The organism is Salegentibacter sp. BDJ18 (assembly GCF_017579965.1).
Lineage (GTDB): Bacteria > Bacteroidota > Bacteroidia > Flavobacteriales > Flavobacteriaceae > Salegentibacter.
This window is the reverse complement of the sequence record NZ_JAFLQX010000014.1, coordinates 25621-38243: the sequence shown is the minus strand read 5'-3', so window position 1 is coordinate 38243 and position 12623 is coordinate 25621. Positions and strand designations below refer to the sequence as shown.

13 protein-coding genes are annotated in these 12623 nt (G+C 35.2%); 2 read left to right on the top strand and 11 right to left on the bottom strand.

Annotated features, from left to right (window positions below; translation table 11 throughout):
• Window positions 1-115 precede the first annotated feature (115 nt).
• The gene (locus tag J0871_RS08565) at window positions 116-298 is read left to right on the top strand and encodes a Lacal_2735 family protein (RefSeq protein ID WP_075326145.1); all 183 of its coding nucleotides are present in this window, start codon (window positions 116-118) and stop codon (window positions 296-298) included.
• On the opposite strand, the gene J0871_RS08560 is transcribed toward J0871_RS08565, so the two are convergent.
• The 3 genes from J0871_RS08560 to prfA all read right to left on the bottom strand — a co-directional run bounded on the left by J0871_RS08560 (window position 295) and on the right by prfA (window position 3181).
• Complete coding sequence (locus J0871_RS08560) at window positions 295-1068, bottom strand: helical backbone metal receptor (RefSeq protein ID WP_208224855.1); 774 nt, start codon at window positions 1066-1068, stop codon at window positions 295-297. The two genes, J0871_RS08565 and J0871_RS08560, sit on opposite strands and share 4 nt — an antisense overlap.
• 9 nt (window positions 1069-1077) lie before the next feature.
• The gene (pyrF, locus tag J0871_RS08555; RefSeq protein ID WP_208224854.1) at window positions 1078-1896 is read right to left on the bottom strand and encodes an orotidine-5'-phosphate decarboxylase; all 819 of its coding nucleotides are present in this window, start codon (window positions 1894-1896) and stop codon (window positions 1078-1080) included.
• A 208-nt stretch (window positions 1897-2104) separates the two neighbouring features.
• Window positions 2105-3181 (bottom strand): peptide chain release factor 1, encoded by a 1077-nt coding sequence (gene prfA, locus J0871_RS08550; protein ID WP_208224853.1) that lies wholly within the window; start codon window positions 3179-3181, stop codon window positions 2105-2107.
• Window positions 3182-3562: 381 nt separating this feature from the next.
• Here prfA and J0871_RS08545 point away from each other — a divergent pair, with 381 nt between their 5' ends.
• On the top strand, window positions 3563-4222 hold the full coding sequence (locus tag J0871_RS08545) for an ATP-binding cassette domain-containing protein (RefSeq protein WP_208224852.1): 660 nt from the start codon (window positions 3563-3565) through the stop codon (window positions 4220-4222).
• A 55-nt stretch (window positions 4223-4277) separates the two neighbouring features.
• Here J0871_RS08545 and J0871_RS08540 read toward each other — a convergent pair whose 3' ends face one another.
• The 8 genes from J0871_RS08540 to J0871_RS08505 all read right to left on the bottom strand — a co-directional run bounded on the left by J0871_RS08540 (window position 4278) and on the right by J0871_RS08505 (window position 11832).
• Window positions 4278-4610, bottom strand: a complete 333-nt coding sequence (locus tag J0871_RS08540; RefSeq protein ID WP_208224851.1) for a hypothetical protein — start codon at window positions 4608-4610, stop codon at window positions 4278-4280.
• 497 nt (window positions 4611-5107) lie between these two features.
• Window positions 5108-6286: an AIR synthase related protein gene (locus tag J0871_RS08535; protein WP_208224850.1), complete on the bottom strand. Its 1179-nt coding sequence runs from the start codon at window positions 6284-6286 to the stop codon at window positions 5108-5110.
• Between the two features lie 116 nt (window positions 6287-6402).
• Window positions 6403-7893, bottom strand: coding sequence for a carboxypeptidase-like regulatory domain-containing protein (locus J0871_RS08530; RefSeq protein ID WP_208224849.1), 1491 nt, complete (start codon window positions 7891-7893; stop codon window positions 6403-6405).
• Window positions 7893-9305: a CsgG/HfaB family protein gene (locus J0871_RS08525; RefSeq protein WP_208224848.1), complete on the bottom strand. Its 1413-nt coding sequence runs from the start codon at window positions 9303-9305 to the stop codon at window positions 7893-7895. Before J0871_RS08525 ends, J0871_RS08530 begins: the two co-directional genes overlap by 1 nt.
• A gap of 11 nt (window positions 9306-9316) precedes the next feature.
• On the bottom strand, window positions 9317-9715 hold the full coding sequence (locus J0871_RS08520; RefSeq protein ID WP_075326136.1) for a curli production assembly/transport component CsgF: 399 nt from the start codon (window positions 9713-9715) through the stop codon (window positions 9317-9319).
• Window positions 9716-9734: 19 nt separating this feature from the next.
• Window positions 9735-10487, bottom strand: coding sequence for a curli-like amyloid fiber formation chaperone CsgH (gene csgH / locus J0871_RS08515; protein WP_208224847.1), 753 nt, complete (start codon window positions 10485-10487; stop codon window positions 9735-9737).
• A gap of 5 nt (window positions 10488-10492) precedes the next feature.
• A complete protein-coding gene (locus tag J0871_RS08510) occupies window positions 10493-10978 on the bottom strand; it encodes a hypothetical protein (protein ID WP_208224846.1) in 486 nt (161 codons plus the stop codon).
• A 68-nt stretch (window positions 10979-11046) separates the two neighbouring features.
• Entirely contained in the window at window positions 11047-11832 is a 786-nt protein-coding gene (locus J0871_RS08505; protein ID WP_208224845.1) for a hypothetical protein, read from the bottom strand.
• Window positions 11833-12623 lie beyond the last annotated feature (791 nt).

Below are 12623 nucleotides of genomic sequence, written 5' to 3'. Positions count from 1 at the left end.
AATATTTTAACATTTAAAGCCTGAAAGAAAGATTTTTTACATGAACATTAACGCCGACTTAGCAATCCTTTGCGGTGTTGGCTCCTATCTTTGCATCAAAGACGAAAACAAAATTATGTTCAAAATCTTTGAAACAAAATCTACAGAAGAATGCCTGTGTGATAAGTATACTCACCTTATGCACAAAGCTTACAAGTTGGCGCTTACCGATAAAGAGGAAAGTGACCGGTTGAACGCTCGTGCAAAATCTATTCTAAGGGAACTTCGAAGAATGAATTATGATAAAATAGATTATTAACTTCTAAGCGTTTTAAAATAATCTATTGCTCCTACCAAACTTGACCCGTACCAGCTAAAATATTCCCCATCTACCAGTTGAATTTCAATATTTAATTCTGAAAAATATTCTTTATGTTTTTCCTTAAATGGATAAGGTTCTGAAGAAAGTAAAATTACATCGGGATTTTTAGCCTTTAATTCTTCAAGAGTTGTTTCTGGATACCTTGATTCCTTGAACACATTTTCAAACTTATTTAGTTTTAAAAGTTCATCTATAAAAGTGTCTTTCCCAGCAACCATTAAAGGTTTTTTCCAAATAAAATAAGCTACTTTTTTTACCGGTTTATCCAGAAGTTTTTCCTGAAGAACAGCAATCTTGTCTCTAATGGAATTCACCATTGTTTTCACTAAAGCTTCTTTCTGAAAAATATCCCCATATTGATGCATTAATTCAAAAGCATCTTCAATTTTCACAATATCTGAAACGTGTACGGGAGCAATTTCTTCCAGCTCCGCCACCATTTTTTGAGTATTCTCCTCTTTATTGCAAAGAATAATATCAGGATCTAGTGCTTTTATTTTTTCTAGTTTAACCTGCTTTGTGCCACCTACAACGGTTTTGGTTTTCCGAAGATATTGGGGATGAACGCAGAATTTTGTGATGCCTACCAGGTTTTCCTCCAAACCTAAGTCTACCAGAAGTTCGGTTTGACTGGGAACTAAGGAAATAATTCGTTTTAGAACGTTGGGAAGGGAAATCTTTCTTTGTAATTGATCTATCACTTCCATGTTAGAATTTTAAAGTTTCCTCAACTCTTCTGCCATTTGTTGCTGAAGCACTTCAGCTTTGGCTCCAGCTATTTCAGCGAAATTTGAAGATTCTGAAGCATAAATAATCTTTCGGGAAGAATTTACTAAAAGACCAACATTTTTAGTCATTCCGTATTTACAAACGTCTTCCAGTTTTCCGCCCTGGGCACCAACACCAGGTACTAACAAGAAATTTTCAGGAATAATCTCCCTTATTTCTTTCAGAAATTCAGCTTTAGTCGCTCCCACAACGTACATCAAATTCTCAGAATTTTTCCAGGTTTTAGAGGTTTTAAGTACTTTTTTATAAAGTTCTTCGCCATCAATTTGCTGAGTTTGAAAATCGAAAGCACCTTCATTAGAAGTTAAAGCCAGTAAAATTGCCTGGCGATTGTCAAACTCCAAAAATGGCTCTACTGAATCTTTTCCCATATAGGGCGCTACCGTTACCGAATCGAAACCGAGATCCTGGAGAAAAGTTTTAGCATACATTCTGGAAGTATTACCAATATCGCCACGTTTGGCATCAGCAATGGTATATATTTCGGGATATTCGTGGTGAAGGTAATTTATTGTCTTTTCTAAAGCCTGCCAGCCTTCAACTCCATTAGCTTCATAAAAAGCGATATTAGGCTTATAAGCCACGCAAAATTTATGAGTTGCGTCTATTATAGCTTTATTGAATTCAAAAATAGGATCGTCTTCAGACAATAAATAGGTGGGAATCCTATCTATATCCACATCAAGTCCCACACATAAAAACGATTGCTTTTTAAAGATCTGTTCAGTTAATTCTTGTGGGGACATAGGTTAGTTTTTTGTAATTAATAAGATTCAAAATAAAAAGAAAATTCCGCTTTCGCGGAAAGTAATTCTTAAAATAAAACTCGAGGCTATTGAAAACATAGAAAAATCGTCATACTGAATTCATTTCAGAATCTAATTAGTTAATATCTCAAACAAGTTAGAAGCTGAAACAAGTTCAGCTTGACGATAAGAGGCACCTCCGAAATTGTTAAAATATATCTGAATTTTCTTTAAGCTTCTCTGTATTTTCTACAAATCGCAATTCGTCCAGTATTTTCTGGATATCCCCATTTATGATGTTTGAAAGATCATAAAGGGTAAGGTTTATACGGTGATCTGTAACCCTTCCCTGGGAATAGTTATAGGTTCTAATTTTCGCACTACGGTCACCACTGGAAACCATAGAGTTTCTTTTGGCGGCATCGGCTTCCTGCTTTTTAGCAAGTTCCATTTCATATAAACGGGAACGTAATACTCTAAAGGCTTTCTCTTTGTTCTTATGCTGCGATTTTTGATCCTGGCACTGTGCCACCAATCCTGTAGGCTCGTGAGTTAATCGCACGGCAGAATAAGTAGTGTTCACCGATTGCCCACCGGGACCGGAAGAACAGAAATAATCTATTCTCACTTCTTTTGGATCTATTTCTACATCAAATTCTTCAGCTTCAGGAAGTACCATTACGGTAGCTGCAGAAGTATGCACACGACCCTGTGTTTCGGTTTGTGGCACACGTTGTACACGGTGTACACCGGCTTCAAACTTCATTGTACCATAAACATCTTCACCAGAAACTTCAAAAATCATCTCTTTAAATCCGCCACTGGTACCTTCGCTATAATCTACAATATTATGCTTCCAGCCTTTGCTTTCCACATATTTGGTATACATTCTATAAAGATCTCCGGCAAAAATACTAGCCTCATCACCACCGGTACCGGCCCTAATTTCTATTACCACGTTCTTGGCATCGTCTGGATCTTTTGGAACCAGCATCATCCTAATCTTTTCTTCCAGCTTTGGCACTTCCTTTTCGGCTTCTTCCAATTGCATTTTGGCCATTTCGGTCATTTCCGCATCGCTGCCATCGGCAATAATTTCTTTGGCTTCTTCAATATTATTGGTGAGTTCCAAATATCTTTCGCGCTCATCCATTAAAGCCCTAAGATCTTTATATTCTTTATTTAATTCTATGTATCGCTTTTGATCTGAAATCACATCGGGCTGAATAATAAGATCATTCACCTCATCAAAACGCTGCTTTACTATATTAAGCTTCTCAATCATATAATCATACTGATTTTAGGAAAACAAATTTACGATAAATTGGGCGAATTATAAGATTGAAAAAAGAATTGTAAATTGAAACGATCTTACAACTTTTATGATAAGCAAAACCAGGGCAATATTTTATTTTTACCGACAATTTATTTTGGGGTCTATTTTATTGAATTTCTTTTTCCTGTTTTTCGGGAATCCTGTAGTCTTAATTGTAATGTTCAAGATTTTCCTCTCTTTTTTAGTCTATTATTTATATAAAACTACTTACAAACACCAGCTTTACTTTTACCAAAACCTTTCCCTTAGCAGTATAAAGCTATTTATATTCAGCTTACTTATAGATTTTATTTTCATCTTAATCTCTGCCGGAATTTATTCTCTGATAATATGATCTTCGAAATTGATAATGTGGAACTTTATTTTGCCGAAAAGCAAATTCTTAACGGAGTTTACTTAAAGGCTGAAATAGGAAAAGTTACTGGAATTCTTGGCGCAAATGGCTGCGGCAAGAGTAGTTTGCTCAATATTTTCTTCGGAAGGCTTCAGCCCAGGCACAAACTTATTAGAATTGACAAGAAACCTTACCTGAAACCACTTTTTAAATACGGAATGGTAAGCTATTTACCGCAACAAAATTTTATTCCGCCAAAAATGAAAATTGAAACCTGCTTTCAACTTTTTAAAGTAGATCTAAAGGAATTTTTAAAGATTTTCCCTGAATTTAAGGCCACAAAAAACAATAAAATGCGAGAGCTTTCAGGTGGACAACAACGTGTAGTAGAAATTTATATTTGCCTAAATAGCAGAGCTAAACTTATTCTTCTAGACGAACCATTTTCGCATCTTTCGCCATTGTATGTAGAGAAAATTAAACATTTACTTCAAAAATTAAAGAAAGAAAAAGCCATAATTATTACCGACCATATGTATCGGCATATTTTGGATTCCAGCGATGAGATTTATCTTCTAAAAAATGGCAGTACACAGCTTATTAAAGAGGAAAAAGCTTTGGAAGATTATCAATATTTAAGAGTTGGTACGTTTTAGATTTATAGCCTAAAAAAACAGAAAATTTTAATTTAAGCTTTCTTCAACTTAAAGATTATACTTCAGCATCCACCCCCTCAATGTAGTTGAATTCTAAAGGTTTCATCCAGAAAAGAATAATTAAACCAAGGCTAAAAATATGAAGAAATCTATCGGGGTAATAAAATACGGGCATATCTAAATAGAAGGCAATAAAGAAATTCACATCAGAGAGGGCCAGGAAAAGTGCAGCCAGCAAAAAATAAGAACTTTTTTTGTTGCTGTACCTATTATTATAAGTAATTGCTGTTCCAACCAACATCATCGTTAGAATGGTAAAGCCCAAATAGGCCGGATCAAAATAATCGTATAAGTGAACTTCTGGGACCATATCTAAGAGTTCAAACAATAGATAAATATTAATACCTACCACTGCCAAACCCAGAAACAATTCAAAAAACCTAAATTTTATAGCCCTAATTTTAGGAAAAACAATTAAAATCAACGCAAAGAAAATCGAAGATCTGGAAATAAAAGTTATAAAATTAAAGATTTGATTTTCGTAAAAAAGGAGCGCTATATCGCAAATCCAAAAGGAAAATAATACGCAATGAATTTTAGATTTAAAAGCCTGGAAAGACAAACTCCATAAAATAAAATACGAAGATGTTGCGACCCTTACCCACCTGCTGGCTTCTTCAGTAAAAAAATAGAGACTAAGTAAATTGAGTATAACCCAAACAACGGTTGAGGCAAAAACAAATTTGGAGTTATATATATTCAATTTATTCGCCAATAGGGTATATTTTTAGAGGTAAGTAAAGAAACCTTAAAAACTTAGCTTGAAATTCTATGCAATCTATACTTTTCAAAAAATCACTACTATCAATAAACTAGAAGAAGGTTTTAATACTCAAATTTTCCAAACTCACTGTTAATAGTAAGTTTCTTTTTATCTGCAGCTTCCACCCTACCAACAATTTGGGCATCTACATTAAAAGATTTAGAAATAGCGATAATCTCTTCGGCAATTTCAGGATTTACATAAAGCTCCATACGGTGGCCCATATTAAAAACCTGGTACATTTCTTTCCAGTCGGTTTTGCTTTCTTGCTGAATGAGTTTGAAAAGTGGTGGCACCTCAAACATATTGTCTTTAACAATATGCAAATTATCTATAAAGTGAAGAATTTTGGTTTGGGCACCTCCACTGCAATGCACCATCCCATTAATTTCTTTATTGCTGAATTTAGAAAGTATCTTCTTAATAATTGGTGCGTAAGTTCGGGTGGGAGAAAGCACTAATTTCCCAGCGTCTAAAGGTGAATTTTCAACCTTATCGGTTAAAGATTTAGTCCCGGAATAGATCAAATCTTCAGGAATATCGTTATCAAAACTTTCAGGATATTTTTCGACTAAAACCTTAGAAAAAACGTCGTGGCGTGCAGAGGTAAGTCCGTTACTTCCCATTCCACCGTTATATTCCTTTTCGTAAGAAGCCTGGCCGGAAGAAGATAGACCAACAATTACATTTCCAGGTTTAATATTGGCATTATCGATTACGTCAGACTTTTTCATCCTGGCGGTAACGGTAGAATCTACAATAATAGTTCTCACCAAATCGCCAACATCGGCAGTTTCGCCACCGGTTGAATGAATTTCAACGCCGAAGTCTTTTAATTCGGTAATCAATTCTTCGGTTCCATTAATTATCGCTGAAATTACCTCACCCGGAATTTTATTTTTATTTCGGCCAATTGTGGAAGACAGCATAATATTATCTACAGCTCCCACACAAAGCAGATCGTCTATATTCATAATTAGTGCATCTTGCGCAATGCCTTTCCAAACCGAAAGATCTCCGGTTTCTTTCCAATACATATAGGCCAGGGAAGATTTTGTTCCTGCACCATCGGCGTGCATAATTAAGCAATGATCTGCATCTCCGGTAAGATAATCGGGCACAATCTTGCAAAATGCTTTTGGAAATAATCCTTTATCTACATTTTTAATTGCATTGTGCACATCTTCTTTACCTGCTGAAACGCCGCGCTGAGCATATCTTTTACTAACTTCCTGACTCATAATTATATTGTTGAAGCCCCAAAGATAAACAGATTAGCTTAGTCGCTGAAAGATTATAAAATAAAAAAAGCGATAGCAAAAAATCCGCTACCGCTTTCCCCCGAAAAGAAAAATCTTTATTCCCAGTCAGGCATCTTTGCATTAGAATATAATTCCTGCCTACTGGATGCCCCCCCGTTTTCAATAAGGGTTTGTTCTATAAACATTTCTGAAATCCCATCGTTAGAAGTATTTACATAAGTAACTTCAGCTTCACTTGGTGAAAATCTTGGATCTAAATCGTTTGTTCCTTCAGGTTTATCATCACTAATATCAGTACTTTGGTTGGTGTTGAAGTTATAAATAAACATCCTGGAATTAAGTTGACGATAGTCGGCACTCTCATAACCTGAGACATCCCGGGTATACAAAAGTCTTTGGTTGTCTACCGATAAATTTAAACCACCCAGGGCACCATCGAGTCCAGAAATTACAGATTTCATAAAATTACCAGACATATCTATGGTATAAATTTCAGCATTATAACCGGTGGCATTATTTACTAACAATGCAATTCGAGTATTATCATTACTAACATCAACCTCTGTTATAAACTTGCCGTTACGTTCTTCATAAATTAGGCTTGTTCCGCCGCCGGTTACATTTACCTTGTATAATTTTTCGAAATTTGGATAAACTAAACTAGCTCCATCGTTAGCCCATGAAAAATCTACTTTCTCGAGGTTAAAGCCGTTTACAGGAATATTGGAAGTGATTTGCGTTTGAGCCGATCCATCTAAATTCATAGTAAAAAGATGGGTTTGATTGCCTACCGTTCTAAGGAAAGCAATTTTATTGGTACGATGATTTTTACGTGGCCTAAAACTATTTTGACTGGCAGAAGTTAGCTGATATTCATTTCCGTTTAAATCTCGAGCAAATATTACGTTATTGTTATTCATCTCCCGCACATACATAAACCTTGTTTTAGGAAATTCTAACGTATTAAAAGAATATACTTCACTTAAAACGGGATCGTTAAGGCTATCTGAAACCTTTACCTGCCAAAAATATTTATACCCATAATTTAATCCTTCTACTGTTTGTACGGTATCACGAAGCTCTGTAAACCGAATTACTTCGTTATTACGATCGTTTCTAATTTCAAGTTCGTAAGTAAGGGTATCGTTATCTGCATCCCGGGATTCCCAGGTAAAATCTACAGTGGTAGGTATTCCTTCTGCATTGTCCTGAGGTGTCAACAAAGTTGGTGCATCGGGTTTTCTATTATTAGCATTTGCAGGTTGCATTTCAAAAATAACATTTACTTCAGCATTTGCTAAAACTTCAGCACCTTCAAATTGGGTTAACAATCCTTCTTTCCTGGCCTGCACAGAATATTCATCTACCGGAACGTTTTCAATTATAAATTCCCCGTTCTCATCGGTAAAAACTGTAGAAGTTGCCGGTGTGGTTGAAATGCGTACATTTTCTATTGGTTCAAAATCACCCTCGGTCACTACGGTTCCGGTTATGCTTCCGCTTTGTAAAGCATCAATCGTGTCTTCACTACACCCCACTGAAATGAAAATAAATAACAGCGGAAAAATATATTTTAGATTTTTCATTATTGATTGTTTAAGTTGTTATTTCTTTCACGTTTAGTTTTACCAAGGTGAAAATTAAGACCAATATTAAAGTTGAAATAATGGTCGTTTCTCTTACCGTGAACAAACCGGTCCAGTTCGTCGTTAAACATAAGGTTATGCTCTGCAAAACCTCTTATGCCCAACTTATCGGTAATCATATACTCGAGCCCCAGGCCATATTGAAGTTTAAAATGCGTTGAAGTCATTCCATCTGGCACCTCATCGCTATCCAAACCAAAAACAACGCCGCCTCCGGCAGATAAATAAGGTCCAAAGGTGTCGTTAGGCAAAACATTATATTGTCCATTCACATCAAGGCCTACAAACTTTTCTGAAAATGCGCCCTGGTTTTTAAGCTCAAATGCATTGGCTGCCAGATTCACAGATAGGGAAGGGAAAATATTATTGGTATAATCTAATCTTAACATTTCACCTGCCTCAGCGTTGGAGAAATCCCCGCTCATTAAAGAAGTCCCTACATTAACTCCAATAGAACTGCCGGTTTTATCTATAAACTTGCGGTTATATAACCTGTCCATCCCAGCATCTTCTTTTTCGGTATTATAGAGAGCAATTAACTCGTTTGCTAAAGGTTGCTGATCTTCTCTGGGAGTCCATAAATTATCCTGAATTCCCTCCAAAACCAGGGCTTCTACTCCTTTTTCTATAGCTTCGGTAACCGCTAATTGTACAGGCTCGTTTCGGGTAAAACCGGTTTCAGCTTCCATTAAACGCTGAAAACTCACATATTTAAATAAACTGGCATCTAAAGCCTGGGAAAGTATAGTTTTAGAAATGTAAACATTCTTTAAAATTCTTCCGCTAGAAGTAGAAACAGCTCTCAAATAAATAGTAACCCTGTCCTGTCTATACTGGGTAGAACCACCAACCCCAAAATACCTGGCCCCTAAACCACCGGTAATAATATTGGTATCGTAAGATACTATACCTCCTTCCAAAATAATTCCGGCGTAAAGCAAAGGTGGAAGTTGCGGTTCATTGGTATTAGAATTAGCCCTGTATTCCTGGCGGGTAGAACGAATTATATTTCTTTCGTTTAAAAGGTTTCCTACATTTTCTCTTTCTATGGTAGTAAACCATTTAGAGTCTTCAAGTGCTTTAATAAGAATTGAAGTAGCTCCCTGGGTTACGGCTGTACTAAAGGTACTCCCCATTTCTGAGGGTTTATACTGGCCGGTTAAATCTCTAAAATTATAGACTCCTACTACCACTGGTTCTTCGGGAAGAGGGAGATTTTTAAGGGCGGTTGTAGCATTTGTACTCTCCCCTATTCTAGCATCCTGATAGTCTACAGGTTGGTTAAAATAAGATCCGCAAGAACAAAACAGCACCACTACCCCCACTAAAATGGAGTATTGCAAAAATTTCATAAATAGGAGGTTTATTGTGGAACTATTATTTGAGTTTGCTCGCCGGTATTGGTATCAAGAATATTGATTACCAAACCTTCGTTAGAGGGAAAAATATCTATTGCCAAACTGCCAAAAGTATATTTACCTTCCTGTAAACCTGCTTCGCCAAATTCTTCAGTAAATAACTGCCGGCCTACCTGGCCCAGTAACTGTGAATTTAAACTTTGGGTAAATTGTTCCATTTCAGAAAGTTCCTTGCGTGCAGCATCAGGATCTTCAAAAGAATTTTGTGATTGCGCACTGCTTAAAAGCCACTGGTAGTTAAATGTATCACCACCAAATGCGGGATTTTTAGGTGTATAGACCAATTCTTGAGCAGATATTGGGAGACACCAAAAAAATAATAGAATTAAAACTAATCTTTTCATAATCGGGGGGATTAAAAAATTAATATTGTGAAATCTTTTCGCTTCGGTTTTTTAGGTATTCCATATACCTATTCACCTGCTGTAAGGCCGTAACAGCCTGTTCTTTTAAATAGTCTAATTTTGGTCTGGCAAAAAATTCATAAATCACCTTATCATCTACCTTTACCATTATTTTTGTTGTTCGGCCAAAACTTATCATTTCTTCTATTTCTATCATTTTATTACCTTCTACAGGATTTAGACTGTATTGCTGGTAAAAAAAGTCGTAGAAATCTTTTCCGGGTTTCGTTTTTGTTCTTTGAATAACCATACTGGTTAATTCAATTCCTTCGTTTCTTTTTTCATAAGAGAGTTGGTTTTCTTCTTTTTCCTCTGTTTTCTCTTCAAATACAATTCTACTGGTACCCATAACCTCATCATCTTCGTTATAAATTATTAAAAGAATAATGCTGCGTTGTTGTGGGTTAATTGAAACTGTAGTTGAAGAAAGTTCCCGGGTTTCAAAAGGCTCTAAAGTGAACCGGCCCGTTTGAGAATTTTTGGAAGAATTATTATCTCCAGATGAAGTAATTACCGATAACTCGTAGTGCAAACTATAAGTAGCCTCGGTTAAATTTTTAGAAATTCCCGTAATCTCCAGGAGATTATCCTTATTATCATTGGTTTTAATAGAAGCTTCTACTTCTGAATTAAAATTTTGAGCTTCAGCAGAAACTGAAATTAAAAATATTAGAACCAGTAAATTCAATGGTCCCGATATTATTTTTCTCAATGAAATCATTTAAAATTTCTTACAATTAAAGAGCGTGAATCACCATTCATATGAAATTTCAGATTATTTCCAATAGAATTAGAACCATATTGTTCAAAATGATGGTTTTTCCCTTGCTGATTAAGCTCTAAACTTATTTCTTCTCCAGGACTGTTCACAAAATTGAAAGCCTTATGCCTGTCTCCATTTTGTACAATTGAAGATGAAAAGGTTGTGGCAGTAACATTAGAATAAATATTATTAAAATTTCCATTTTGAATGTAAACAGATTTATTCTCCTGGGCTCTTACCGAAGTATATACCTGGTTTCTATCTCCAATTTGATTTATGAAGACTTCATTATTTACCTGTTTATTCTCCTTTTGCACACTTGCCAAAAGATTTACTACAACCTGATTTTGAATTCGATTATGAGTTAAATTATCCTGGGCAGTTAACTGGAAATTAAAACAAAGCAGTAATAAAAAAGTGCTAAAACCAATACTTCTCATAAGATGAATTTTAAAATAAAAATAACCCGGATGCCTAAAATACATCCGGGTTATTTTCTATTTATTAATTAATTTGCTGATGGAACTAGGTTACCCTGGTTAACCATTGAAGTGTTATGGTTTCCACTCTGGTTCACTAAGCTCATATGCATGCTACCACCTTGAGTAACAGTGCTGGCGTTATGATTTCCAGATTGCATAGACCAGGACATATGGCGATCTCCTTTTTGTTCTACATCACTAGTGTTGTGATCTCCAGTTTGGGTTACGTAAGAATTACTTCCCCATCCGTTTTGGTAAACATCACTCTCATTGTGGTTTCCAGATTGAAAGGTATAAGATTCATGACTTGCACCAGTTTGAAAATCATCAGCAGAGTTATTATCCCCAGACTGCGTTTGAACAGAAACATGGTTGCTGTTTAATTGCTCGATACTAGCATCGTTGCCGTTTCCAGATTGTATTTGTATAGCCATACCATTTACAGTTCCGCTTCCTGCACCATTTGTATATGGAGAATCTTGAGAAATTACAGCTTCGTTGTGGCTACCACTTTGATATTGTATAGATAAATTCGCCGCTGGTCCTTGTAGACCATCATCATTCTGACCTGAAATAGCAGAGTTATGACTTCCGGTTTGAATAACAAAAGCTTCATTATACTCAGCTTTTTGATCTACATCAGCAGAGTTATGATCTCCAGATTGAGAAACAAAAGACAGGTTAGATAATCCTTGTTGATCTACATCAGATTGGTTATGATTACCAGATTGACCAACAAGACTTGAATTACTTTGAGCAAATGCAACTGCCCCAAACATTAGCGCGCTAGCGCAAAAAATCACTTTTTTCATAATAAAAAATTAAGGTTAAAAAAATATTTAAATTAAAAACTTACAATTTCACTTTGGGGCAAAACGAGTCTTCTTCATAACTATAATAAAACTATACTATAGAAATAGAATTAATGTTGGGGGCATAATGTGTAGGGAGTTAGAATTTGACGCAACCTTGGGGGGAAGGTTTAGGGGGGTGTTAAATTCTGATGCTAATATAGGATGGATTTTAGGACGAAAATATACTTTTCGATGAAGAGCTACATTTTTTGACAAGATGTGAAATGAATCTTAAAGGAATAATTATACGGGAAAACCCGTATGCACTTATTTGAATTAGTAGGAATTTTCTTATCCTCTTTATATTTTATATAATTCATTGAAAAGCAGATTCTAAATCTTTAGTTTTCAGTAGATTTATAAAAATTACAGTTATAAAAATTTTAAAAATTTAATAGGAAGAAATAAAATTATAGCCGCGCTCTAAAATCTTTAAAAAAATTGAATTAATCGATATGGTGTGAAATTTCCTATAAAATTTATCCAAATAATAAGCTCATTTCAAAAGAAGACTAAAACACACATAAAGCACTGATTTATAATAATTTATAATTATTTTACAAGTCCCCGATAAAAATTGAAGAAATTCTGCGCTAAAAAGCAGTTTAATACACGCTAAAATAAAAATTGTAGGAAATAACTTATAATTCTTAATAATAATAAAGGTAGTTTCCGGTACGGGAAAGCTCCAAAAATGCGGAAATCCTCTTAAAAACAGAAAAAGTCTTCTGTAATAGAATTAAAATAAT